The organism is Bradyrhizobium sp. NBAIM03 (genome assembly GCF_020194055.1).
Taxonomy (GTDB): Bacteria; Pseudomonadota; Alphaproteobacteria; order Rhizobiales; family Xanthobacteraceae; genus Bradyrhizobium; species Bradyrhizobium yuanmingense.
Genome location: NZ_JADYVS010000006.1, coordinates 303,695 through 327,254 on the forward strand (window position 1 = coordinate 303,695; position 23,560 = coordinate 327,254).

General features: G+C 65.7%; 24 protein-coding genes. 6 read left to right on the forward strand and 18 right to left on the reverse strand.

The annotated features are described in order from the left end of the window. Nucleotides 1-24 precede the first annotated feature (24 nt). The 8 genes from I6F21_RS11915 to I6F21_RS11950 form a co-directional block, all read right to left on the reverse strand. A complete protein-coding gene (locus tag I6F21_RS11915) occupies nt 25-3,216 on the reverse strand; it encodes an efflux RND transporter permease subunit (RefSeq protein ID WP_225139487.1) in 3,192 nt (1,063 codons plus the stop codon). Beyond that, entirely contained in the window at nt 3,213-4,634 is a 1,422-nt protein-coding gene (locus tag I6F21_RS11920; protein ID WP_225139488.1) for an efflux RND transporter periplasmic adaptor subunit, read from the reverse strand. Before I6F21_RS11920 ends, I6F21_RS11915 begins: the two co-directional genes overlap by 4 nt. 81 nt (nt 4,635-4,715) lie before the next feature. Continuing rightward, nucleotides 4,716-5,108, reverse strand: coding sequence for a FixH family protein (locus I6F21_RS11925; protein WP_225139489.1), 393 nt, complete (start codon nt 5,106-5,108; stop codon nt 4,716-4,718). 94 nt (nt 5,109-5,202) lie between these two features. Continuing rightward, the gene (locus I6F21_RS11930; RefSeq protein WP_346276206.1) at nt 5,203-5,664 is read right to left on the reverse strand and encodes a hypothetical protein; all 462 of its coding nucleotides are present in this window, start codon (nt 5,662-5,664) and stop codon (nt 5,203-5,205) included. A 53-nt stretch (nt 5,665-5,717) separates the two neighbouring features. Continuing rightward, nucleotides 5,718-6,905, reverse strand: coding sequence for an MFS transporter (locus I6F21_RS11935; RefSeq protein WP_225183152.1), 1,188 nt, complete (start codon nt 6,903-6,905; stop codon nt 5,718-5,720). 60 nt (nt 6,906-6,965) lie between these two features. Further along, nucleotides 6,966-8,153, reverse strand: coding sequence for an MFS transporter (locus I6F21_RS11940; protein WP_085968926.1), 1,188 nt, complete (start codon nt 8,151-8,153; stop codon nt 6,966-6,968). Further along, nucleotides 8,138-9,499 (reverse strand): NAD(P)-binding domain-containing protein, encoded by a 1,362-nt coding sequence (locus I6F21_RS11945; protein ID WP_225139490.1) that lies wholly within the window; start codon nt 9,497-9,499, stop codon nt 8,138-8,140. Before I6F21_RS11945 ends, I6F21_RS11940 begins: the two co-directional genes overlap by 16 nt. Nucleotides 9,500-9,547: 48 nt before the next feature. Then, on the reverse strand, nt 9,548-9,865 hold the full coding sequence (locus I6F21_RS11950) for a metalloregulator ArsR/SmtB family transcription factor (RefSeq protein ID WP_109145872.1): 318 nt from the start codon (nt 9,863-9,865) through the stop codon (nt 9,548-9,550). Between the two features lie 129 nt (nt 9,866-9,994). On the opposite strand from I6F21_RS11950, the gene I6F21_RS11955 reads away from it, so the two are divergent. From I6F21_RS11955 to arsC, 4 genes are read left to right on the forward strand one after another with little or no spacing between them, the layout of a single operon-like run. Beyond that, nucleotides 9,995-10,357 (forward strand): metalloregulator ArsR/SmtB family transcription factor, encoded by a 363-nt coding sequence (locus I6F21_RS11955; RefSeq protein ID WP_225139491.1) that lies wholly within the window; start codon nt 9,995-9,997, stop codon nt 10,355-10,357. Beyond that, nucleotides 10,350-10,877, forward strand: a complete 528-nt coding sequence (locus tag I6F21_RS11960; RefSeq protein WP_225127215.1) for an arsenate reductase ArsC — start codon at nt 10,350-10,352, stop codon at nt 10,875-10,877. Before I6F21_RS11955 ends, I6F21_RS11960 begins: the two co-directional genes overlap by 8 nt. Next, nucleotides 10,877-11,578 (forward strand): MIP/aquaporin family protein, encoded by a 702-nt coding sequence (locus I6F21_RS11965; RefSeq protein ID WP_225139492.1) that lies wholly within the window; start codon nt 10,877-10,879, stop codon nt 11,576-11,578. Before I6F21_RS11960 ends, I6F21_RS11965 begins: the two co-directional genes overlap by 1 nt. Then, nucleotides 11,575-11,976, forward strand: a complete 402-nt coding sequence (gene arsC, locus I6F21_RS11970; RefSeq protein WP_225139493.1) for an arsenate reductase (glutaredoxin) — start codon at nt 11,575-11,577, stop codon at nt 11,974-11,976. The genes I6F21_RS11965 and arsC overlap by 4 nt, the downstream gene beginning before the upstream one ends. Before the next feature lie 32 nt (nt 11,977-12,008). On the opposite strand, the gene I6F21_RS11975 is transcribed toward arsC, so the two are convergent. The 6 genes from I6F21_RS11975 to I6F21_RS12000 all read right to left on the reverse strand — a co-directional run bounded on the left by I6F21_RS11975 (nt 12,009) and on the right by I6F21_RS12000 (nt 18,043). After that, nucleotides 12,009-12,773, reverse strand: coding sequence for a hypothetical protein (locus tag I6F21_RS11975; protein WP_036005895.1), 765 nt, complete (start codon nt 12,771-12,773; stop codon nt 12,009-12,011). A gap of 2 nt (nt 12,774-12,775) precedes the next feature. Next, nucleotides 12,776-12,985 carry a hypothetical protein gene (locus I6F21_RS11980; protein WP_036005954.1) on the reverse strand — a complete coding sequence of 70 codons (210 nt, stop codon included), beginning with the start codon at nt 12,983-12,985 and terminating at the stop codon, nt 12,776-12,778. Between the two features lie 8 nt (nt 12,986-12,993). Further along, nucleotides 12,994-13,437, reverse strand: a complete 444-nt coding sequence (locus I6F21_RS11985; RefSeq protein ID WP_057027189.1) for a hypothetical protein — start codon at nt 13,435-13,437, stop codon at nt 12,994-12,996. A 24-nt stretch (nt 13,438-13,461) separates the two neighbouring features. Continuing rightward, on the reverse strand, nt 13,462-16,803 hold the full coding sequence (locus I6F21_RS11990) for a CHAT domain-containing protein (protein WP_225139494.1): 3,342 nt from the start codon (nt 16,801-16,803) through the stop codon (nt 13,462-13,464). 273 nt (nt 16,804-17,076) lie between these two features. Further along, the gene (locus tag I6F21_RS11995; protein WP_036023191.1) at nt 17,077-17,838 is read right to left on the reverse strand and encodes a hypothetical protein; all 762 of its coding nucleotides are present in this window, start codon (nt 17,836-17,838) and stop codon (nt 17,077-17,079) included. A gap of 16 nt (nt 17,839-17,854) precedes the next feature. Next, nucleotides 17,855-18,043: a hypothetical protein gene (locus I6F21_RS12000; RefSeq protein WP_036005903.1), complete on the reverse strand. Its 189-nt coding sequence runs from the start codon at nt 18,041-18,043 to the stop codon at nt 17,855-17,857. 255 nt (nt 18,044-18,298) lie between these two features. Here I6F21_RS12000 and I6F21_RS12005 point away from each other — a divergent pair, with 255 nt between their 5' ends. Next, entirely contained in the window at nt 18,299-19,273 is a 975-nt protein-coding gene (locus tag I6F21_RS12005) for a DUF2336 domain-containing protein (RefSeq protein WP_225139495.1), read from the forward strand. An 84-nt stretch (nt 19,274-19,357) separates the two neighbouring features. On the opposite strand, the gene I6F21_RS12010 is transcribed toward I6F21_RS12005, so the two are convergent. The 4 genes from I6F21_RS12010 to I6F21_RS12025 all read right to left on the reverse strand — a co-directional run bounded on the left by I6F21_RS12010 (nt 19,358) and on the right by I6F21_RS12025 (nt 22,671). Next, entirely contained in the window at nt 19,358-19,702 is a 345-nt protein-coding gene (locus I6F21_RS12010) for a DUF1491 family protein (protein ID WP_036005907.1), read from the reverse strand. 46 nt (nt 19,703-19,748) lie between these two features. Continuing rightward, a complete protein-coding gene (locus tag I6F21_RS12015; RefSeq protein WP_024339804.1) occupies nt 19,749-19,961 on the reverse strand; it encodes a hypothetical protein in 213 nt (70 codons plus the stop codon). Between the two features lie 147 nt (nt 19,962-20,108). Continuing rightward, nucleotides 20,109-20,813: a peptidoglycan-binding domain-containing protein gene (locus I6F21_RS12020; protein ID WP_036005910.1), complete on the reverse strand. Its 705-nt coding sequence runs from the start codon at nt 20,811-20,813 to the stop codon at nt 20,109-20,111. Then, entirely contained in the window at nt 20,806-22,671 is a 1,866-nt protein-coding gene (locus I6F21_RS12025) for an ATP-binding protein (RefSeq protein ID WP_225139496.1), read from the reverse strand. The genes I6F21_RS12020 and I6F21_RS12025 overlap by 8 nt, the downstream gene beginning before the upstream one ends. A gap of 413 nt (nt 22,672-23,084) precedes the next feature. Here I6F21_RS12025 and I6F21_RS12030 point away from each other — a divergent pair, with 413 nt between their 5' ends. Beyond that, nucleotides 23,085-23,543 (forward strand): DUF5330 domain-containing protein, encoded by a 459-nt coding sequence (locus I6F21_RS12030; RefSeq protein WP_036023185.1) that lies wholly within the window; start codon nt 23,085-23,087, stop codon nt 23,541-23,543. Nucleotides 23,544-23,560 lie beyond the last annotated feature (17 nt).

Genomic DNA, 23,560 nt, shown 5'->3' on the forward strand with positions numbered 1-23,560 from the left:
TATGATCGTGCGTCACGGCTCGCCTCATCCGGCCGGCTCCACGACGCGCAATCTGGCGCCGATCGGCTTGGGCATCTCAGCCGGTTGTTCTCTGTCCTCGCGCGTGGGCGGCAGGCGGACACCCTTCACCAACCCGAAGATCGCCGGGATCACGATCAGCGTCAGCAGCGTCGACGATATCATGCCGCCAATCATCGGCACCGCGATTCGTTGCATGATCTCCGACCCGGTTCCGGTGCTCCACATGATCGGCAGCAGGCCCGCCATGATGGCGACGACCGTCATCATCTTGGGACGGACGCGCTCGACCGCGCCCACCATGATCGCCTCGTGGAGATCCTGCCGGGTGAGGCCCCTGCCCTCGGCGCTGCACGTCGCCTTGATCTCGGCCAGGGCATGCTCGAGATAGATCAGCATCACGACGCCGGTCTCGGCGGCGACGCCGGCAAGCGCGATGAAGCCGACGGCGACGGCGACCGACATGTTGAAGCCGAGCCACCACATCATCCAGATGCCGCCGACCAGCGCGAAGGGCAGCGACAGCATCACGATCAGGGTTTCGGTCATGGCCCTGAAATTCAGGTACAGCAGCAGGAAAATGATCGTCAGCGTCACCGGCACCACGATCTTCAGGCGCGCCGCGGCGCGCTGGAGATATTCGTACTGACCGCTCCAGACCACGTAATATCCTGATGGGAACTGGATGCTGTCAGTCACGGCGCGTTGCGCATCGGCGACGTAGCTGCCGATGTCGCGATCGCGGATGTCGACGTAGACGTAGGTCGCGAGCTGGCCGTTCTCGGTCCGGATCGAGGTCGGCCCCCGCGCCGGCTCGACCTTCGCGACCTCGCCGAGCGGCACCGCGCCGCCTGCGGGCATCGGCACCAGGATATCGCTGGCGATCGCCTTGGGATTGTCGCGCAGGTCGCGCGGATAGCGCATGTTCACCGTGAACCGCTGCCGCCCCTCCACCGTCGTCGTGACGGTCTGGCCGCCGAGCGCCGCCGCGATGGTGTCCTGAACATCCTGGATCAGGATGCCATAGCGGGCGAGCGCCTCGCGATCCGGGACGATCTCGAGATAGTAGCCGCCGATGCCGCGCTCGGCATAGGCCGATGAGGTGCCCGGCACCGTCTTGATCACCCGTTCGACCTGCTTCGCCAGCCGGTCGATCTCGACGAGGTCGGTGCCCATCACCTTGACGCCGACGGGGGTGCGGATGCCGGTGGACAGCATGTCGATGCGCGCCTTGATCGGCATGGTCCAAGCGTTGGAGACGCCCGGAAATTGCAGCGCCTTGTCCATCTCCGCGATCAGGCTGTCGATGGTGACGCCTTCCCGCCAAAGCTCCTTTGGCTTCAGGCTGACCACCGTCTCGAACATCTCGGTCGGGGCCGGATCGGTCGCGGTCGCCGCCCGTCCCGCCTTGCCGTAGACCGATTCGACCTCCGGGAACGACTTGATGATGCGGTCCTGCGTCTGCATCAGCTCGGCCGCCTTGGTCACGGAGATACCGGGCAGCGTCGTCGGCATGTAGAGCAGCGTGCCCTCGTTCAGCGTCGGCATGAACTCGGTGCCGAGCTGCCGCGCCGGCCAGATCGTAACAGCGAGCACGACCAGCGAAGCCAGGATCACCGGCGTCTTGGCGCGCAGCACGCCCTTGATGACCGGGCGGTAGATAAAGATCAGGAAGCGGTTGATGACGTTTTTCCTCTCCGGCACGATCCTGCCGCGGACGAAGATCACCATCAGCGCCGGCACCAGCGTGACGGACAACAGGGCCGCGGCCGCCATCGCGAAGGTCTTCGTGAACGCCAGTGGGCTGAACAGCCGCCCCTCCTGCGATTCCAGCGTGAAGATCGGCATGAACGAGACAGTGATGATGAGCAGGCTGAAGAACAGTGCCGGCCCGACCTCGGATGCCGCGTCGATCAGGATCTGGACGCGCGACTGACCGGGCTCGGCGCGCTCAAGGTGCTTGTGCGCGTTCTCGATCATGACGATCGCGGCATCCACCATGGCGCCGATCGCGATCGCGATGCCGCCGAGGCTCATGATGTTGGATCCCAGGCCCAGCAGCTTCATGGCGCCGAACGCCATCAGCACGCCGACCGGAAGCATCAGGATCGCGACCAGCGCGCTGCGGACATGGAGCAGGAACACGATGCAGACGAGCGCGACGACGAGACTCTCCTCGAACAGCGTGTGCTTGAGCGTGTCGATCGCCGAATAGATCAGGCCCGAGCGGTCGTAGACCGGGACGATCTCGACCGATTTCGGCAGGCTGCTCGCAATCTCCTTGAAACGCTTCCTGACGTTTTCGATGACGTCGAGCGCGTTGACGCCGAAGCGCTGCAGCACGATGCCGCTTGCGACCTCGCCCTCGCCGTTCAGCTCCGCAATGCCGCGCCGCTCGTCGGGTCCGAGCTCGACATTGGCGACGTCCCGCAGCAGCACCGGCGTGCCGTTGCTGGTCTTCAGGACGATGTTGCCGAGATCGTTGATGCTCTTGATGTAGCCCTTGCCGCGAATGACGTATTCGAACTCCGACAGCTCGACCGTGCGGCCGCCGACGTCGGCATTGCTGGCACGGATCGCCTCCCGGATCTTCTGCATGCTGATGCCGCGGTCGCGCATGCGTTGCGGGTCGAGCACCACGTTGTACTGCTTGACGAAGCCGCCGATGCTGGCGACCTCGGCCACGCCTTCGGCCTTGGCGAGCGCGAATTTCAGATTCCAGTCCTGGATCGTGCGCGTGTCGGCGAGGTTCAATTCTTTCGACATCACGGCGTATTGGTAGACCCAGCCGACGCCGGTCGCATCGGGCCCGATGGTCGGGGTGACGCCGACGGGAAGCCGCGACGTGGCGCCGTTCAGGAACTCCATCACGCGCGAGCGCGCCCAATAGATGTCGGTGCCGTCCTCGAAGATCACGTAGACGAACGACACGCCGAAGAAGGAGAAGCCGCGCACCACCTTCGATTTCGGCACGGTCAGCATCGCCGTCGTCAAGGGATAGGTGACCTGGTCCTCGATCACCTGCGGCGCCTGGCCAGGATATTCGGTGTAGACGATGACCTGGGTGTCCGAGAGGTCGGGGATCGCATCCAGCGGCAGATGCAGCAGCGCGTAGAAGCCGGCGGCCGCCGCAAAGCCGGTGCCGAACAGCACCAGCAGCAGGTTGCGCGCCGACCAGGCGATGATGCGGGCGATCATTTGTGCTCTCCCGTCGCATGGCCGGCGTCGGAGGCTTGAGGCGCAGCCTCGGCAAAGCCTTTGAGCGCGGCCTTCAAATTGCTTTCCGCATCGATCAGGAAGTTGGCTGATGTGACCACCGCTTCGCCTTCGGCAAGGCCGTCGCGCACCTCGATAAAGCCGCCGCCGCGCCGGCCGAGCTTCACTTCCCGCGGCTCGAAGCGCCCGTCCCCCTTGTCGACGAGGACGGCCTGCCGCGTGCCGGTGTCGAGCACCGCGCTGTCCTGGATCGTCAGGACAAGCGCGCTATCGGCCGTGTCGACGTCGGCATCGACATACATGTCCGGCAGCAGCAACGCTTCGGGATTGGCGAGCTCGATGCGGACGCGAACCGTCCGGGTTTCGCGGTTCACCTGCGGATAGATCACCGCGATCTTGCCGGTGAAGCTTCGGCCGGGGAAGCTGCGCGCGCGCACCGCGACGGACTGCCCGACCGCGATGTTGCCGAGATCGCGCTCGGCGACGTCGACCAGCGCCCAGACCAGCGAGGTGTCGGCGATGCGGAACAGCACGTCGCCGGGATTGGCGCGCATGCCTTCGATCGCGTTGCGCTCGAGCACGATCCCGTCGCGCGGCGCCGACCAATGGATGGTGACGGGCGCGACACGCGTTCTCTCCATCTCGGCGATCACCCGCTCGGGGACGTCGAGATTGATCAGCCGTTGCCGCGAGCCGCGGCCGTAGATCTCGACCCCGCCGACGGTCTTGGAGGTGATGGTCGCAAGATAGTCGGCCGCCGCGGAGGCGACCGCCGAGCTGTAGATCTCCATCAGCGGCTGGCCCGCCTTGACGCGGGAGCCGGTGGTGACGTCCGCGATCTTCTGCACGAAGCTCTCGGCCCGCATCGCGATCACCGAGACGCGGCGCTCGTCCAATTGGATCGTACCGGGCGCCTTGACCAGGACTTGGACCGATCGCCGCGCCACCGGCTCGGACTTCACGCCGCTGCGCTGGATCTTGCCGGGCGACAGTTTCACCGTGCCGTCATCGGCGTCGTCGCCTTCGTAGACGGGGACATAGTTCATCCCCATCGGGTCCTTCTTCGGCACCGGCGAGGTGTCGGGCAACCCCATCGGATTGCGGTAGTAGAGGATTTTTCGCGATGAAGCCGCCTGCGGTGGCTTCGGCTCTGCCTGGGCGGCCTTGTCGTCATCGTAGACCGGCAGATAGTCCCGCCCGCGGTCGTCCTTCTTTGGCCCGGCGGACCAAAGCGGCGCGCCGCTCGGATCGCGATAGTAGAGCGGAGTCCGGTCCGCTGGCGCCGCAGCCGGGGTCACCTCGGCATGGACCGACCAGCGCCCCTCGTTCGAGAACCAGTACGCGCCAAGGGCGAGGCCACTGCCGAGCGCGAGAGTCGTCAAGAGACGCAACGTCTTCATGGTTGTTTCGCGCGCTCGGAGCGCGCGTCCATGTGAATGGGAAAGAGAAAGTTCGGGCACCGTCCGACGGCGCCCGAAAGCTCACTTGATCGCCTTGACGATGACCTTGCCGGTGACCGTCTCAGGCTCGCCCTGCACCTTCGCCGAGAGCGTGACCTGATAGCGGCCGGCCATCGGCAGGTCCGTCCTGAAGGCGTAGACGCCCGGCTCCTTGGAGGGCAGTGGCGCGACCGCCGATTCCATCTCGGCCATGCCGTCCGGAGCCATGTCGACGCGCGTCTTGAAGATGACGGCATCAAGCACCGGCTTGCCGGTCTGCTTGTTGGTCAAGCGAATGGCGAGCGTGACGTCGTCGCCCTTCTTCATCTCGGGATTGACCGGCTCGAAAGCGTAATCGCCGGCACCCGCCAAGGCGACTGAAGCGGCGAGCGAAAGGGTGGCGGCAACAGCCGCGGTGCTGAACTTGGAAAGCATTGTCCTGTCCTCATGAATTGATCTCGACCGCGACGCTTGAATGCGCACATCCAGTCATCGCCGCGCGGGGCGTGCCCGCGCGCGTCTTGAGAGATCAGATTCGAGGAGGCCGGAAGGGAGGACTGCCGCCGCGCGAGTCGACGACTTGATCGGCAGGAATAGCGGTTTCCGCTGCCGCGACGGCAAGGAATTCGAACGCCAGGGGACGAATGTCCGCCAGTGCGACGGTGCCGCCGACACAGCAGAAGCCCATCCCGCATTGGTAGCCGGTGTCGGAGCCCGTTCCCTTCATGTCGGGACAACAATCGTGCACCGACATATCGTCGTCGCCGCCGACCTGCATGGCCGCCTGCATGTCACCCGATGACATCGCGACGCCGGAAGCGGACACGCCAGCCGGCAGCATCGCCAGGGAGATGGCGATGGCGAATGCCAGGATGGTCCGAACGATCCGCATGAAACGTGCTTTTAACCTTTTGGATACCTTTGGGAACCGCAACGTTGCCTGAGTACCATAGTCTGCGGCCGAATGCATTCTTTGATCAAAGTCAAGCATTCGTGACCGAGGCTCCGAGGCCTGTCAGGCCGACCGCCCGCATCCTGCCTCGCCTATCGCGACTTCGATACCAGCTCGCCGGACCGCGCCGTCCGCGACCATAGCAAGGCGAGCGGGCCGAGCGCGATCCCGGCCGCGAGCACGATGAAGGCCAGCAGCCAGCCCTCTGCACTCTGCGGGCCGCCAGCGGCATCGAGGGCAACCCCGGTTCCCCAGGCTCCGATCGCCGATAGGCCGAACCCGACCGTCGAATGCAGGGCCAGAGTCGCCCCGCGATGCTCCGAGACAGCCGCGGCCGACATCCCGGCTGTCAATGCACCGGAATCCGCCGGCACTGTCAGGCCATAGATCATCAGCAGCAGCGCCAACACCCATGCCGGAGCCGTCGCATTCAGGCCGATGACGAGGGCAACGCAAGCCGAGGCGATCATCACCACCGTGATCGCCCGATGTCGCCCGAATTTCAGTGCGGCCTCGTTGCCGAGGATGCTGGCCGGCATGGAGATCACTGCAAAGCAGAAGCTCATCAGGACCGGGCTCAGCCATGAGGGCGCACCCTGATGCGCGACGACGTAGGTCCAGAACCCGACCAGCCAGGTGCGAATGCCGTAGAGCTCGAAGCAGTGCGCGCCGTAGCCGAAGATGTAACCGAGCGCCTTGCGGTTGGCCAAGACGGGCGCAAAGTTCAAAAGGCGTCCTGATCTTGGAGCGGGACTGCGGCTCTCGATCAAGAGACACGCGACCACCATCGCGATGGGACCGATGCCGGTCACGTAGAACGCGGTCCGCCATCCCCAGCCGTCGGCGAGGACTTGGGCGATCAGGAACGACAGGCCGACGCCCACCGAGAAGCTCGACGTGTAGAGCGTGACCGCCCGCGAGGTGTCGCCGGCGGGCAGCCGGTCCGTCAGTGCCTTGATCCCCGGCATGTAGGCACCGGCAAAACCAAGGCCGGCGAGCGACCAGATGATGGTCCCCGACCAGAAGCCTTGCGCGAAGATGCCAAACGCGACGGTCGCAAGTCCGCTGACGACAGAGCCGCCGAGGAGCACGAGCCGTGCGTCGATGCGATCGGTCAGTGTCGTCAGCACGGGCACCGCCAGCATGTAGCCAAACGCGTAGCCGCTCGCCATCATCCCGCCTTCGGCGGCGGACAATCCCCACATCGGCATCAGATGCTGGGCCAAATTCGCGGACAACGTCACGTGCGGCAGCAGATTGCCGAGCTGGCCGATACACATCACCGCAATCAGCGGCCAGCCGCGCAAGCTACGAATGTTCCCCTCCCATCGGACAGCGACTCATGTCGTGTGATCCCCACGGAGCAGCAGAAGCGCGAAGAATGCAGAGACCGAGGCCAGCGCGCCGATCCAGAGCGCGCTGCTGCCGAGATGCTCCACCATCAGTCCCAGCGCAAGCGGCGCGAAGGCGCCCGTTGCCCTCGAAGGCAGCGAAATCATCCCGACCCGTCTGCCGAACCCGACCGGCCCAAACAGCGCCAACGGCAGCGTACCACGGGCAATGGTGATGATGCCGTTGCCCGCGCCATACAGCACCGTGAAGAGCGGTGCGAGCAAAGGGCCGCCCGCAACCAGCGCAAGCACCCCGATCGGATTCATGAGCATGGCGAGCCGCGCCGACAGCAGCGGATGAAACCGGCCAAGCCATCCTGCTTCCAGAAGGCGGGCGCCGACCTGCGCCGGTCCGACCAGTGCTCCCGCCAGCAACGCCTGTGCCGGCGTGGCACCGAACGCGACCAGCATGGTGGGCAGAATGGCCGAGACTCCGGAGCTGACAAAACTCGCGGCCGCAAACATGTACGCCAGCAATATCATTGCAAAGGTTTCGCTCTGGCGGCCGGATTGCTGGCTTGCGCCCGTGCTCGGTCCGGCCTCCTGATGCAACGGAGCGGCACGGGGCAGCGCAAGGTTGAGCGGCAAGGCAAGGCCGATGTGGATCACCGCCCAAAGCTGGCAGGCCGCGCGCCAGCCGTACTCCGTGGCGAGCCATGTCGTGAGCGGCCAGCCGAGTGTGCTGGCGAAACCGGCGATCAGGGTGATGCCGGTGATCGTTCGTCGCGCATTGGCGCCGTAAATGCGCGCAAGCGTCGCGAACGCGGCTTCATAGAGGCCCATGCCCATGCCGATCCCGAGCAGGATCCAGGCTGCGATAAGCACCGCTACGCCATAGGCCACGGACAGCAGCAGCAAGCCCGCCGCGAAAACGAGGTTCGAGACGGCAAGCAGGCCGCGCCCACCGAACGTATCGATGGCGTGCCCAACGCGCGGACCAAGCAGGCCGGAGATGACGAGCGCTCCCGACAGCGCGCCGAACACGTAAGTCGGCGCTAGTCCGAGATCGCTCGCGATCGGCGCGGCCAGGATCGCAGGAAGATAGTAGCTCGACGCCCACGCGATGGTCTGCGCGGTGCCGAGCGCGATGACGACGGTGAGCGGGCCCGCAGTGCCTCGGCTCATGAGCAGCCGCACCCCGCACCGCCCGCCTTCCTGGCGGATTCATCGGCGGCACAGCAGGCCGAAGGTTCGGCCTTGGCCGGGCCGCCGCAACATCCCGCTGCGGCGGAGGACTCCACGCCGGCGCGTGTGCAGACGCCGGTCTCCGGGAGCACGAGCTCGACCCGTGCCGCGGCCTTCTTGTCGCCGGCGATGTCGGCGACGATCGATCGGACCTGCTCGTATCCGGTCATCATCAGGAAGGTCGGCGCACGTCCGTAGGATTTCATGCCGGCGAGATAAAAGCCCGGCTCATCATGCGCCAGCTCGCGCGCGCCGTGAGGCCGCACCGTTCCGCAGCTATGCTCGTTGGGGTCGATGAGCGGCGCGAGCGCGAGGGGCGCCTCGATCGCCGGATCGAGCCGCAGCCGCAGCTCGGAAAGAAGCGAGAGATCGGGCCGGAAGCCGGTCGACACCACCAGCTCATCGGCAACCACACTCCGCGCAGCCACGCCGGCGCCTGCCGAAATCCTGAGGCGGCCTTCGATCTCCGAAATGTGAGTGACAGCGAAGCCGGTCTCGACCGCAATCTTTCCGGCAGTCACCAGCGCGGCGAAGGCTGACCCCAGCTCGCCGCGCGCGGCAAGCTTGTCGTTGCGGCCGCCGCCAAAGGCCTTTGCCGGATCGTCGCCGCGCAGCAGCCAAACGGGCCTGGTGCCGGGCGCCTCCTCGGCGAGCCGCGCGAGATCGATCAGCGTGCCCAGCGCGGAATGGCCGGCACCGAGCACAGCCACGGCCTTGCCCGCATATCTGCTGCGAGCGGAGCCGCGCACCGCCGGCATGCCATAGGCGATGCGACCGGCGCATTCGCGTTCGCCGAGCGCCGGCAGACCGTTGCTGCCGGCGGGATTGGGCGAGAACCACGTGCCGGAGACGTCGATGACGGCATCGGCGCGCAGCACCTCATCGCCTTTGCCGTTCTGGTAGCGGATTTCGAACGGCGTCTGGTCCCGCCCCTTCGTCTTCGCCTTGTCGAAGCCGGCGCGGCTGATCGCCGTGACGCGGCTCGAGGTCCGGATCGTCTCGCGCAGCGGCGTTCGCGTTGCCAGCGGCGCGAGATAGCGCTCGATCAGTTCGCCGCCGGTCGGATAGGAGCTTGGATCCGGCGAATTCCATCCCGTCGGCGCAAGCAGGCGCGCCGCGGCCTTGTCGACGTTGTATTCCCACGGCGAGAAGAGCTGGACGTGCTGCCATTGCCGTACCGCATGCCCGGCCTCGGGTCCGGCTTCGAGCAGGACAGGGGACATGCCGCGTTCGAGCACATGAGCGGCGGCCGCGAGGCCGACCGGCCCCGCCCCGATGATGGCTACCGTCTTGTCCATTCCGAACTCTCCATCCTTCTAGAATTATGGAATAACTGATCAAATGAGTCAGGCTGCGGTCTGCGCAGCCTTGCATCCCGCTTCTTCCGCACAGCACTCCGCGGCCAGGAAATCGACCAGCCCGCGCATGGCGTCGAAATTGGCGCGGCAGATCAGGGTGGTCGATTCCCTGATCTGACTGACCAATCCGACCGAGACCAGCGTCTTGATGTGGTGCGACAACGTCGAGGCCGGGACCTTCAGCTTGTCCTGCAAGCGGCCGACCGGCATGCCCGCGTGCCCGGCCCGAACCAGCGCGCGATAAATCTGCAGGCGGGTCCGATTCCCCAGGGCTTCCAGGCGTGCTGCTGCGTCGTCGATCTTCATGAGCGACACGGTGCGCCGGTGCAGCTCCCCTGTCAAACGATATTTCTAGAATATTGGAAATTTCCGTTCGCGCAGTGACCGGAGGCTTCCACATTGACTCGGCGCTTATAATTCCATAGATCTGGATATGTGGAAACAGGACAAGCCGTCTTGGCGCTCGCCGCGCTGTCTCAATCGACCCGTCTGGAGGCGTTCCGGACGCTGGTCAGGCACGAGCCTGAGGGTCTTGCGGCCGGCGATCTCGCCCGCCTGTTGGAAGTCCCGCAAAACACGCTGTCGGCGCATCTGTCGATTCTGAGCCGCGCCCGCCTCGTGTCCTCCGAGCGGCACAGTCGCTCGATCGTCTACCGCGCCAATCTCGACGAATTCCGCGACGTCGCGCTCTTCCTGCTGCGCGATTGCTGCGGCGGACGGCCGGAGGTTTGCGAGCCCGTCGTCGAGACCTTGCAATCGTGCTGCTCGCCAAAACGAAAGGAGCGAAGCCGTGTCTGATCACAGGTTTAACGTCTTGTTCCTATGCACCGGCAACTCGGCGCGATCGATCTTGGCTGAGTCGATCCTGCGCAAGGACGGCGGCGGCCGCTTTCAGTCCTTCTCCGCCGGCAGCGCCCCGAAAGGCGCAGTTCATCCGCTGGCGTTGCGCACGCTGGAACAGACGGGCTATCCCACCGACGGAATGCGCTCGAAAAGCTGGCTGGAGTTTGCCGCTCCGGATGCACCGGTGATGGATTTCGTCTTCACCGTCTGCGACAACGCAGCGGGCGAGTCCTGTCCGATCTGGCCGGGCCAGCCGATGACGGCACATTGGGGCATCGAGGATCCTGCCGCGGCAGAGGGTTCAGAACTGGAGAAACAGGCGGCATTCGTCACCGCGTTTCGCTATCTGAGAAACCGCATCGCTACATTCGTGAACCTCCCGCTGAGGAGCATCGACAAGCTTTCGCTCGGCATCAAGCTGCGCGAAATCGGCCGCTCCGAAGGTGCAACCGATTTGGCGCCGAAGGCCGGCTGATGGACAGTTTCGATCTCCCGCGGCGCCTCGCGGCTGAAGCGCTCGGCACGGGTATTCTGGTCGCCACCGTGGTCGGCTCCGGCATCATGGCGGAAACGCTGACCAAGGACGTCGCCCTTGCGCTGCTCTGCAACACCTTGCCGACCGGGGCCATCCTGGTTGTCCTGATCACGGTGCTCGGTCCGATCTCCGGCGCACATTTCAATCCCGCAGTGACGCTCGTCTTCACCGGCAAGCGCGAGCTGCCGGTCAACGAGGCCGCGCTTTACGTGATCGCGCAGATCGCTGGCGGCATCGCGGGAACGCTGGCGGCGCATCTGATGTTCGGCCTGCCGCTGCTCGACCTCGCGACGAAGGTCCGAACCGGAGGGCCGCAATGGTTCGCCGAAGCGGTCGCTGCGTTCGGGCTGGTCGCGACGATCCTGGCCGGCATCCGGTTTCAGCGGACGGCCATCCCCTGGCTGGTCGGCCTTTACATCACGGCCGCCTATTGGTTCACGGCTTCCACGTCGTTTGCCAACCCTGCGGTGGCCATCGCAAGGTCGCTGACGAACACGTTCGCCGGCATTCGCCCCGCTGACCTGCCCGGATTCATCCTCGCGGAACTCTGCGGCGCCTTCGCGGGCATGCTGCTGATGAACTGGTTGCTCGGCCGCTCACGCGCGTCCGCCTCGGTCGCAATCACGGAGACAGTTCGATGACCGTCACGATCTATCACAATCCCGCCTGTGGCACCTCGCGCAACACGCTGGCGATGATCCGGCAGAGCGGCGTCGAGCCTGATGTCATCGAATATCTGAAGACTCCACCCTCGCTGGACAAGCTCAAGGAACTGATCGCGAGCATGGGCATTCCGGTCCGCGCGCTGCTGCGCGAGAAGGGAACGCCTTACAAGGAGCTCGGCCTGGACGACCCCAAATGGAGCGATGAGCAGCTCCTCGATGTCATGATCGCCCACCCTATCCTCATCAACCGGCCGATCGTGGTGACGCCAAAGGGCACGCGCTTGTGCCGGCCGTCGGAAGCCGTGGTCGATCTCCTGGACAATCCGGTTGGCCGGTTCGTGAAAGAGGACGGCGAAGTGGTGGAAGCGCGCTAGGCTGCAAGCGCGCCTGCGAAGGTGCAGTCGAGCTATCCCAGCAAGCCCTTCAACCCCGCATAGATCGAGCCGATACCGGTCGCAGCAACGCCCGCGAGCGGCCCGACGGTCTGCATGAGATCCTGAATCAAGCGGGCACGACGGCGCAGCTGTTCCTCGCCGACATGCTGCCCGAGCAGCCGCGCCACCCTGAATGCGAAAGCGTTCGGCTTGCCTCCCTGCGTCAGCACACGCGGCAGGATCTGGAAGATCACGACGCTGAGAATGTTGCCGGAGACGAAGGCGAGCAGGATGCTCGCGCCATATTCGAACACTTCACGCCATTCGATCCAGATCGTCGGAAGGATCGGAACATGGTCATGGATCCCCGTAACCGTCAGCATTGACAGGACGCTGACGGCCGCTGCCAGGAACGCCAGCACGAACGCCGTCAGGGCGGATACCCGGTGCAACGGATAAGCCACGAAGCCGAACAGCAGCGGTATGGCGATCGATGCAATCCGGAGCGGGATCGGGGACACGTTGAAGGTGATGGTCACGAGCACGTGCGCGATCACCAGCAGCAGGGCTGGAATGACCACATAGAGCACCGCATGCGTTCCGTAATAGCGCAGCGGATTGTTGTAGCGCTCGAGACGGACGTTGACGCGATCGAGATCCCGCCTGAGCTTGTCCAGCTCGGCAACGATCTCGTCGATCTCGAGGAGCGTCGGTCGCACGACGCGCAAGTCGCGCGAACAATGCTTGCACGCGATGGCTTCGTCCTTGATCGTCTCGGCGCAGAACGGACATTCCATCGCTAGCGCGACTTCCCTCGCCTCATAATGGCTTCGATCTCGCCTCTGGCCCGCTTCAGTTCATCGCGCAGATCCTCGCGCTTGCGCAAGAGATCGTCGCGCTCGGCAAGCAACGTGGCGGGAACGGCGATGTCGCGCCCGCACGAGGCGCAGACCAGCGCACCCTCGGCATTTTCCGACCGGCAGTAGAGGCACGCCACTTGCGAGTTCACCTGCGAGCTCACTTGGGCGCAACCTTCAGGGTGAAGACGGTCGTGCCCGGCCGGCCATCGCTGTCCTTGATGTCGACACGCATCGTGTACTCGCCCGGCGGCAACTCCGCATCCTGCATGTTGATGCCATCTGGCTGCACGAAGGGCCTGACCCGAGGCGTCAGGTCGACGTTCGGCGTTCGGAGGAAGATCACCTTGACCGATTCCGGATCGATCTTGGCCCCGCCATAGGACTGGAATTTCAACACCAGCCGCAGAGGAGAATTCGCGGGAGCGCCCGGCGAGACGAACTCGATCTTCGGGCCGCGCATGATGCCGCGCTGATCGACGGCGACCGCGCCCTTGGGAGGCGGCAGCTTGGCCTCCTCTTCCGTGATCAATGGCGCAGCGCGCGAGGATCCCGCGGCCAACAGACCTGCAACCACCAGAGCCAGTAGAGCATTCCGCTTCATTTTCCTTGCCCCCTTTCCCATTCGTCAACGCAAGCCGCCATCGCCGATGATCGTGTAAGGCGCCCAGAACAGCGGATGCGCATAGGCAAACTCGGTCTTGCCCTCGCTGTTGAGATAGCCGGGACCATCGACAAGAGCCATCGTCGCCTGGCGCAGCGCTTCGCTGCGCGACAGCTTGGGATCGTCGGCCTGTCGCTTGAACAGGTCCGTCACCAATTGCCGCGCCGACTGGGAGTGCACCGACCAGTTCGTCACCAGCAGGGCGCGCGTGCCGGCGTAGAAGAACGCGCGGCCCAGCCCGGAGGCCGCCTCGGCCCCTGCGCCTGCGCCGGCGCCGGTATTGCAGGCCGACAGGACGACCCAGTCCGCATCGAGCTTGAGACCGAGAATCTCTTCCATCGTCAGCAGTCCGTCGCCGCCCTCGCCCGTCACCACCGGCGACGACAGAGCGAGCGCCGGCTGCGTCAGCCCATTCAGCTCGCCCGGGACGAGGCCATGGGTCGCAAAGGCCAGGATCCTGAAGCCGGAGAGATTCATCGTCTTCACCGCGCTCTCGGTCGCGCTCTTGCCGAGGAACAGCACCTTCGAGGGATCCGCCTGCAAGGCCAGCGCGATCGACTTCAACTCGTCCGCGGTGTCGGGCAAACGGGGCAACAGACCGAGTTCGGCGCTATCGACGCCGTCGAGCTTGGGACTGTTGCGCCGCTTCAGCGGCCCGCCGCGCGTGATGTTGCCGCCGGCATCGGCCAGCTGAATCTTCTCACCTGTGCCTTCCGCCTCGGCGTGCTGATCGCTGTTGAAATAGGGATCGCCGAACGCGACGAGGTCGCCGCGGCCGGGCTTGCCGGGCGGCAACTGCCGCAGCGTGCGCAGCGCCGCCGCCGACGGCACCGTCGACACGGCATGGGTTCGCGCCAGCCACGGCACGTTGCGATAACCGACGAAGAGCGGGTCTTCGTCGGCGGCCACCTCCGCCGGTGCCGTCGGCAACAAGGCGAGCGGCAGCAGGCCCAGCGCACCGTTGGTGACAACGATCAGGTTCTTGGCCGGCTTCCAGCCGCTCTCGACCGGCTTGAGCAGCAGCTCGTACAACTCATGGCCGAGCTTGAGATCGAAGGGCGGAATGTCCGAGATCATCGCGGCCTGCGGCTCGAGCGCTTCACGCAGCTTGCGTATCTTGCTCTCGATGTCGCCGATCCTGGCCTGGACGGCGGCGAATGCCACCGGCCCCGACTTCGGCACGGCCCAGACGAAGCTGCCGTTCTGGCCGAAATAGAACGACAGCATGGCCTCGCCGTCGGTCAGCGTCGCGCGGATCTCGGCGACGCTCGGCGGCCTGGGCGAGACGAGATCGGCATAGATCGGGAATTTCTGCTTGATCTCCTGGCGCGCCTTGTCGCGCTGGCCGCGCAACGCTGCGATCGAGGCCTGTATCTGCTGCACGCCTTTCTCGTCGCGTTCCGCTGCGGGAAGCGCGAGCACGTTGTTAAGCGTACCGAGCTGGGCGTTGACCTGCTTGCTCAGATCCTGCTCTTTCCGCACGAGCTCGGCGAGCGCGGGATCCTTTGCCGCCGCACGCGCACTCGAGGCAGCCAGCGCCTGCTGCACCGAGCGGCCGCGGACGGCATCGGCCAGGCTGAATGTCTCTTCGCCGACATTGGTGCCGCCTCCTTCCACCCTGCCGAGCAGCAGCAGATAGCTCTCGACGATGGTCTGCAGCCGCTGGCTGCGCGCGGCCACCACGGTCGTGTTCTCGTCGTCGGCGTTATCGTTGGCGCTCGCCATCATCACCGGAATGGCGGCCTTGAACTCCCTGATCGCGTCGGCATCGCGGCGGGCGCGCATCAATCCGACCGCCAGCGTGCCGCGTGCCGAGGCGGCGTCGAAATGATTCTCCCCCACCCGCGCGATCTGCCTCTTCACGAGCTGCTCCGCGGCGGCAATGCCGGCGTCCAGCTGCCCGGAATCATAGAGGGACAGGATGCGAGAGGGATTGAGCTCGAACACCTGGCGGCGCTGCGGGTCCCAGCCGGCGACGGCCTTTTCTATCCTCGCAAACATTTCGCCCGCTTCGGCGTTCTGGCGGCGAAGCGTCAGGATGCCCGCAAGCTGCGACAGCAACTGCACCGTCGCCTGCGAATCCTCGGGCACACCCACCGTCTTGTTGATGTCGAGGGCGACACGGCCGAGCTTCTCGGCCTCTTCGTAGCGGCCCTGGTCGACCAAAATGCCCGCCAGCCCCATGACGAAGCGCGGCGTGACCGGATTGTACTTGCCGGTATCCTTCAGGCGCGACAGCAGCGCGCGGCGCGCATCCACCTCGGCCTCGGCCAGCTTGCCCTGCTTCGCCTTCATGCGCGCCTGGCTCAACACGGTGCCATCGATCGCCTGCAGCAGAAGGGTCTCGGCCGGCGCACTGTCCGACGCCATGATGGCCTTCGTGCTTGCGCGCTTGCGCAGCTCGGCGGTGCGATAGGCGGCCTCGGCATCGGCGAACTGTCCGCGTGCCTCGAAGATCGCGGCGCGAGTGAGCTCCAGCTCGCCTTCCCAGCTCTGGCCGAACTTCGCATAGGCCGCACGCCAATTGGGATGGCCGCTGGTGCGGGCCTCCTGGATCGCGGTCTGGGTGCGGCGGAGATAGGCTTCGGCCTGTGCGAGGTCGCCCATCTGGATGAGAACGACCGCGATCCCGCGGTTTGTCACGAACTGAAATCCCTTGGCGCCCGGCATGCTGGCCGATTCGCGCAAAAGTCTCTGCATGATCTCGAGCGCGCGCTTCGGATCGCCCGCGAGCGAGTGTTGCAGGGACTGGAGCTGCAACATGCGCCCCAGCAAATTCGGGCCGACTGCGCCGCGCCCGACCTCCACGGCCTTGTCCGCGTCAGCCATCGCTTCGGCGAGCCGGCCGAGCTGCGCGCGTGCATTGGCGCGATCGAAATAGAGCTGCGCGAGGTCCTGGCGGGACTCCTTGCCCGTGGGCACGGCGTCGGCCTCCGACTTCAATTCCGCGATCATCTTCTCGTTGGGCTTGTCGCCGTCGAGGATCGCCGTGATGTCGGAGATGCTGCGCGGCGGGGCGACGAAATCCTTCGGCAGTGCCGTGCCTGCCTCGAGCTTGGGCGCCGTTTCCTTGGGAAGCTCGACGGCGACATTGGCGCGGCCATTGGCGGCGTTCAGCGCCGCCATTACGCAGGCCCTGACCTGGGGCGAGGCCTTGGCGCGGCAAGCTTCGAGATTGGCGCCGCCAGCGCGCATGCAGGCCTGCACGATCGGCTTGCCGACGCTCATCCGGCAATTCTCGAGCGCTGCTTCCTTGGTCAGCGCGGCTGCGGAGCCGGTCGATCCGAGCAGAATGGCAACTGCCAACAGGCGGCGCGAGGAAATGTCCCGACGGCACTTGCGCAGACGCGCGGCGTCTAAGCTCATCTCGAAGGACCTTTGGACAAAATGAATTCGAAAGAAACGTGGTGATCCTATCCGGCCTGCGCGGAAGGACAAGGGCAATCAATGCGGTTCCCGGAGGACCTCAACTGGTGGGCGGCGACAGGCGGCGCACTCCTGTGGAACCGGTCAGGCGGCCCGGGGAATCGGGCCGATCGGCCGCGGGGCGGCCGCGCTCAAAGGGCTGAGGACGCGTGCTTAGCCCTTCGAGACCACCGCGCGACCATAGGGCGGTTGCCCCTGAACCGGCGGATTGGCGGTCTGGGCGGCGAGCTCGCCGATCAGGCGGTCGGCATCGGCGGCCATGCCGTCGGGGGCCTGGATCACCAGGCGCTCCAGCGCCCAGCGGTAGGACGAGATTCGCTGCTCCAGGCATTGCTGCACCCACTGGATGATCAGCGAGTTCTCCTGCATGCGCGCGACCGCGTCGTCCCTCTCCCTAGGCGACAGCGCGGAGACGCGCGCCATGCTGGCATCGCGCTTCCTGTCGAGATCGATGACGCGGATCGCGGATGCGAAGAACGGCTCGAATCGGGTGATGTCGTTGCGCACGTCCTCGATCAGCTGCGCATAGCGCGAGGAATGCGAGCGGTGCGGCTCGTCGATCAGCGTGCGCCCGTACATGGTGCGGTCGAACACGACCTTCTGCCGCCACGGCGAGGGCAGCGCCTTGTAGTCGCCGAACACGCTCTTCCATGCGGGGCGCGACAGCGGCGGCTCGATCATGGGATAGGCGAGATCGCGAAGCTGGCGCTCTTCGTCGGTGAGCTGGAACTGCGATGGTCTCAGGCCGACGCTGGAGGTGACCTCCGCACCGAGCCAGCGATGCATGTCGTCGCTGCGCATGCTCTCGCGGGTGCGGCCGAAGTCGCCGCCGCTACACGCCGCGAGCAAAGCGCCCAGCAGCGTGAGCAGGACGGCCGATAGGACAGGCCGGATCTGGCGGATGACGTCCGGCATTGCATGAAGCCGGATGTCAGCGGCGGCGACGACGGCGCCCCGGCGCTGTGCCCTGCTCCGGTCCGCGATCGCCGCTGGTTTCGTCCGCCTCGCGCTCGATTCGAATCACGGGAAGGATCAGAACCGTTCCCATGTCCGCGCGCGGAGCGACATCCCCGGACGAGCCCACCCGGCGACCGGCCGGAAATTCGATGATGGTCCCCATGTCAGCTCTCTTCAATTGCCGCGCGACCGAACGCGCCCCAGCAACATGCATTCATTAAGATCAGCTCATGGTTAACGGGGTGTAAACGGGCCGCTTCAACCGTAGCCGCACGGACCGCGCCGCGCCGTCCCGTTGCGGCACGACAACGCCTCAAATTGCAGGGCCGGCTTCACGCCTCGTTTTCCTTAACGAGGCTTTAAACGAAGCTGCGCTAGGCTCGCCCCCAAGTATCTTTCCCGAGTTGCGTACGCCTCCATGACCAAGTCGCTGTTTCCCGGATTCGACGGGCTGATGACCCTGTCCCGTCGCGAAGGTGTCGATGTCCGTCCGACGCTGCTGCGCGTGCTGACCGACCTCTATGTCCAGACGAGCACCCACAGCGACGACGAGCAGCGGCAATTCGTCGAGCTCGCCACGCGGCTGATCGACCAGGTCGACGATGCGACGCGCGCGGCCGTCAAGGCCCGCCTCGCGGTCTATCCGCAGACGCCCGTCCCGATCCTGCAGAAGCTCGGCCTGGTCGCGACCCAGGAAGGCCGCAGGGTTCCATTGGCCCGGGAGATCCCCGCCCCGCCGCGCGCGTCTGCTCCGGCGCGCGTGCCGACCGAGGCCGAGCAATGCATGGCCGCCAACTTGGCGATGCAGCCGAAAGAGGCGGCCGAGATCCACGACATGTTCTTCCGCGCCGGCGCCTCCGAGCGCGCGCTGATCCTGCATAATCTGGCGCAGACCCCGCTGAAAGCCGCCCCCCGTATTCCGACCGTGCGCGCCAAGCGCGCGATCCAGATCCTGGAGATGGCGGCGATCGCGGGCGATATCGAAAGCTTCACCTTCGAGCTCGGCGACAGCCTGATCCTGCCCTCGCGCGTCGCAGCCCAGATCGTCGACGATGCCGGCGGCGAGGCGCTTGCCGTTGCCGCACGCGCGCTCGACATGCCGAGCCCGGTGTTCCAGCGCATTCTCTTGTTCTTCAAGCCGGAGATCGGAACGTCCGTGAACGCCGTGTACCGCCTGTCGCGGCTCTATGACCGTCTCGCCGAGCGATCGGCGCTGGTGATGCTGGCGGCCTGGCGCGGCTCGACGCTCGCGGTCACCCGCGCGAAGTATCAGTCCTCGCTGCATGACGGGGAGCGCCAGCGCGCACGCGCCGGCGCGAGCCAGACGTGGCCGGGCGTGCAGCCCGGCTCGAGCCCGGCGGTGCGGACGGGGACTAATCCGTCGGATCGCTGATTTGCTTACGCCGCCTCAGCGAGCGGCAGCGGTGAGGCACGCAACGAACTCCAACCCCGTCATTGCGAGCAATGACGGTTGAGGCTACGCCTTGGCCAATTCCAGAAAATGCCGGCCCGCGCGATCCTCGGTCTCGACGATCCAGGCATCCGGATCGAAGCGGATTTCCTTGGTCAGCCGCTCCTCGATCGTGTGATCCGGCAGAGGCTGCGGCGCGACAGGGACGAAAAAGCGGTCGACCGGCCGGCCGTCGTCATAGACGGTCTGCGGCGCCGGCGCATACAGCATGGCATGGCCGTCGAGCAGCGACACCTTGACGAACACCGCGCCCGCCTCCTCGGCACCGCGACGCCGCACGGCGCCGAACACGCCCTCGGTCTGGCACCGGCGCAAGTAAGCCGCCACCCAAATATTGGATTTCAAACGCATGAATTCGACGATAGGCCAGTGCGAGGCCTCACGCCAGCTTTACGTCTCACGCCTTGCGCGTGCCGTCCTGACCACCGCGAATCTGCGTTGCGATGAAGTATGACAGCGGCATAGCGAGTGCAAATCCTACCGCCACGGCATAGGGGATGTTCCTGATGGCGTCGGCGGCAAAACTCGGGACCATCAGCACCACGATGAGGCTGATGCCCGCCAGCGTCGTGCCGAGCATGATCCAGACGAGAATCGAGACCTTGAACATGACGACCTCTCTTCCTTGATGAGATGAGCCATCTTGTTCCTGCGGCCGCCGGCCGTCATTGATCCCACTCAAATCGCAATCGTATCGGATCCGGTCCATCGTGCCGGCGCCGGCAATTGACCTGCGTCAACGACACTCGACGTGCGGCTATTCGACCGGGCGGCCGATCGCAGCGGCGAGCTCGCGCAGCAGCCGGTCCGAGACCTGGCCGGTGACCTGCATCTTGTGCTCGCGCTCGAACTTCTGGATCGCGGCCTGGGTCTCGCCGCTCATGGTGCCCGTGATTTTCAGATTGCCGTAGCCGTATTCGGACAGCGCGCGCTGCACGCCGGCGATGCGGCGTGCGGCCGGGCTTTGCGCCGGGATCGGCGCCGGCGGACGCAGGGCCGCGGGCGGCGTCGAGGTGGTCGCCTTGACCAGATTGGTCATCGGATCATTCGAGCGCGTCGAGGCGGTCGCCTCGACCGGCTTTTCGGCAGCACGCTCGGCGGGCTTGGGCTCGGCAGGCTTAGGCTCGACACGGAACTCGGTCGCGCGCGGCTCGAGCGGCGAGGTATCGGCGCCGACGGGGCGCGGACGCGGCATGGGATTCGACAGCGGCACGGATGACGGCGCGGGAAGATTGATCACCGTGCCGAACATCGGCGCGGGATGCCGGCCGGTCTGGAGGAACAGCGCATTGGCAACGATCGCGGCGATCGCGGCGACGGCGACGAGGCCGGCCAGCGTGTCCTTGGGGCTGTGCAGCAGCACGCGCATCACGAGGTTGCGCTCGGTCTCGACGTCGACAACCGCAGCTTTGGCACCACGGCGGCGCGGAGCGGCTTCGTCCTTGGCAGACTTCTTAGGCACTTTTCTTCACCAGAGCGGGTTGGTCCTGAGACTGGTCGTGAGCGTGGTCTTGAAGATCCTGGTCTTGAAGATCCTGGCGCAGCACAGGCGTCAGCGTCGCAATCTTGCGCTCGGCCGGCTTGGCTTGCGGCGGCGTGTAGACGAGCGGCAGCTTGATGGTGACCGCCGTGCCCTCGCCCAACCTGCTTTGTACCGTCAATTCGCCGAGATGCAACGCCACGAGACTCTTCACGATCGAAAGTCCAAGGCCGGTGCCCTCGTGCCGGCGCTGATAGGTCGTGCCGGCCTGGAAGAACGGCGCGCCGATGCGCTTGAGATCGTCGGGCGCGATGCCGACGCCGGTGTCGCTGATGCGCAGCGTCAGCTGCGAGCCGGACACCGCGGCCGATACGCAGACCTGACCGCCGCGCTCTGTGAACTTGATGGCGTTGGCGACGAGGTTGAGCACGATCTGCTTGAAGGCCCTGGGATCGCCGGTCATGACGGGCAGGTCCTGCGGCGCGTCGGTGATCAGGTCGATGCCGTTCTCCCGCGCCTTCAGCGCCAGCAGATTGCAGCAATGCAATAGCGAAGCGCGCGGCGCGAACGGCTCGGACGCGATCTCGAAATTGCCCGATTCCATCTTCGACATGTCCAGGATGCCGTTGACGACCGACAGCAGGTGCTGGCCGGAATCGTTGATCAGCTGGGCGTATTCCTTGCGCTGCGCAGCACCCAGCATCAAGGCCTGCTCCTGCGCGATCATCTCGGAGAAGCCGATGATGGCGTTGAGCGGCGTGCGCAGCTCGTGGCTCATGGTGGCGAGGAAGCGCGTCTTGGCGGCATCGGCCGCCTCGGCGGCGCTGCGCGCCTGGTCCAGCGCCTGCTCGAAAAGCTTGCGGTCGGTGACGTCGCGCATCACCGCGACGACTTCGGCTTCGCACGTGACGTCACGCGCGCTGTCCTGATCGAGCGGACGGCAGCGCATCTCGACCCAGATGAAATCGACCTGGCCGCGCTCGGCGGCGGGCTCGCGCCGCAGCCTGAACTCGACGCTGCGCACCTCGCCGCGCGCCGCGTCGGACAGTGCCGTGAGATAGGCCGGCCGATCGGCGACATGGACACGGTCGAACAGGCCGTGGCCGAGTAGTTGCGCCACCTGCGCTCCGAGCATGGCCTCCACCGCCGGCGAGATGAATTGCACCGCACCGTTGCGCTGATGCCGCGAGATGACATCGCTCATGTTGCGCGCCAGCAGGCGGTAACGCTCCTCCTCGCGCGACAACAGCGCGACGCTGGTGCGCGCGAGCGATTCCGCGCCGAAGGCGAGGCCGGCGGCATAAAGAGTGGCAGACGTGACCCCGAAAGCCATCAGCACGCCGCGCTCGGCGGCACTCGGCTCAACCACCGGCAGCCAGCCGAGCTGGCTGACCAGAATCAGCATTCCGGCGCAGGACAGCGCAAGCAGCGAGGCAAACGCCGCGACGCGGCGCGAGGCCGACAGCGCAGCTTCGAGCGGAACCACGATCAGCCAGACCGCGGCGAAGGATTCGATGCCGCCTGTCGTGATCGCGACAGCCATGATCAGGCCGGCGAGCGCCAGCGACGACAGCACGTGTGCGCCCTCGTAACGGCCGGTGCGCGACAGGAACCAGGACAACATGATCGGCGCGATCAGCCAGGCAAAGGCCGCGACCTCGATCGCGCTCGGCGCGCCGCGCATGGCGAGATAGACCGGAAATGCAGCGAAGGCGGCAAGGCTGCCGAGCAGCCGCGGTGCCATGAAGGCGCGATGGCGCGCGCGCATCAGCGCATCGTAGCGCGCAGAGGGATGCAGCAGTGCATCGAGACAATCGCGGATGATACTCAAAACTGTCACGGGTCTCGCGCTTCGGCTCAATCGTCTCTTGGAAGACGCGCCGGAACGCCTCCTTGTCGTTGAGCCACCGTGTCAGAGCGACCTTAAACGAGTGCTAAGGCGGCACAGCGTGTGGCCGGACACCGCGTTATCGCGGAGCTTTTTAGACGATTTGGCGACGTCTTCGCTGCGAATGGTGAACGCGGGGTTTCACCCTGCTCCGCATGGTTTCGAATTGGTGGATGGGGGCGGCCGGCAGAACCATGGGTACGGGCGTCAATCGAAAATTTACCGGAACGTCGCTCCCGAAGAATCTTGCGTCAATTTTCCGCGAATTAAGCTCAAGGCAATCACTTGCGATTTATCGAGGATCGCTAGGTCCGACATCCGCGGGGAGATCGCCGCGGGCGGAGTCTAACGGACAGGTCGATAAGATGCGCTTTCTGCTCCGCATCACATTCTGGCTCGGGCTGGTGCTGGTGCTCCTGCCGCGGGACAAGACGCCCGAATCGGACAAGCTGCCGCAGATCGGCGCCGCCGATGCGGTGCAAGCCGCGACCGCGGCCGTTTCCGACGTGACCCAATTCTGCAAGCGCCAGCCGGCGGCCTGCGAGGTCGGCGGCCAGGCCGCGACCATCATCGGCCAGCGCGCCCAGGACGGCGCGAAGAAGCTCTATCAGATCATCAACGACAAGAAGGAGCAGATCACCAACGACAAGAACGACGGCGGCAGGAACGACGGCAGCAAGACCGACAGCAAGAAGGCGCCCGACCATACCGGCTCGATCGCGCTGGCCGGCGAAGGCGATTTTGCAGCGAGCGAGGCGCCGCGCGATACCCTGACCCAGGACGACCTTGCGCTCGAATGGCGCGGACCGGGGCCGGCGAATTAAGCGTCCAGGCCCTATCG

Bases quoted from the DNA above. Each gene is read 5' to 3' on its own strand.
- I6F21_RS11965 (WP_225139492.1), top strand. From the start codon at position 10,877: ATGGACAGTTTCGATCTCCCGCGGCGCCTCGCGGCTGAAGCGCTCGGC.
- I6F21_RS11925 (WP_225139489.1), bottom strand. From the start codon at position 5,108: ATGCTTTCCAAGTTCAGCACCGCGGCTGTTGCCGCCACCCTTTCGCTC.
- I6F21_RS11985 (WP_057027189.1), bottom strand. From the start codon at position 13,437: ATGAAGCGGAATGCTCTACTGGCTCTGGTGGTTGCAGGTCTGTTGGCC.
- arsC (WP_225139493.1), top strand. From the start codon at position 11,575: ATGACCGTCACGATCTATCACAATCCCGCCTGTGGCACCTCGCGCAAC.
- I6F21_RS11975 (WP_036005895.1), bottom strand. From the start codon at position 12,773: ATGGAATGTCCGTTCTGCGCCGAGACGATCAAGGACGAAGCCATCGCG.
- I6F21_RS11930 (WP_346276206.1), bottom strand. From the start codon at position 5,664: ATGCTTGACTTTGATCAAAGAATGCATTCGGCCGCAGACTATGGTACT.
- I6F21_RS11920 (WP_225139488.1), bottom strand. From the start codon at position 4,634: ATGAAGACGTTGCGTCTCTTGACGACTCTCGCGCTCGGCAGTGGCCTC.
- I6F21_RS12000 (WP_036005903.1), bottom strand. From the start codon at position 18,043: ATGGGGACCATCATCGAATTTCCGGCCGGTCGCCGGGTGGGCTCGTCC.
- I6F21_RS12010 (WP_036005907.1), bottom strand. From the start codon at position 19,702: ATGCGTTTGAAATCCAATATTTGGGTGGCGGCTTACTTGCGCCGGTGC.
- I6F21_RS12030 (WP_036023185.1), top strand. From the start codon at position 23,085: ATGCGCTTTCTGCTCCGCATCACATTCTGGCTCGGGCTGGTGCTGGTG.
- I6F21_RS11915 (WP_225139487.1), bottom strand. From the start codon at position 3,216: ATGATCGCCCGCATCATCGCCTGGTCGGCGCGCAACCTGCTGCTGGTG.
- I6F21_RS11945 (WP_225139490.1), bottom strand. From the start codon at position 9,499: ATGGACAAGACGGTAGCCATCATCGGGGCGGGGCCGGTCGGCCTCGCG.
- I6F21_RS12005 (WP_225139495.1), top strand. From the start codon at position 18,299: ATGACCAAGTCGCTGTTTCCCGGATTCGACGGGCTGATGACCCTGTCC.
- I6F21_RS11935 (WP_225183152.1), bottom strand. From the start codon at position 6,905: ATGTGTATCGGCCAGCTCGGCAATCTGCTGCCGCACGTGACGTTGTCC.
- I6F21_RS11995 (WP_036023191.1), bottom strand. From the start codon at position 17,838: ATGCCGGACGTCATCCGCCAGATCCGGCCTGTCCTATCGGCCGTCCTG.
- I6F21_RS11950 (WP_109145872.1), bottom strand. From the start codon at position 9,865: ATGAAGATCGACGACGCAGCAGCACGCCTGGAAGCCCTGGGGAATCGG.
- I6F21_RS12015 (WP_024339804.1), bottom strand. From the start codon at position 19,961: ATGTTCAAGGTCTCGATTCTCGTCTGGATCATGCTCGGCACGACGCTG.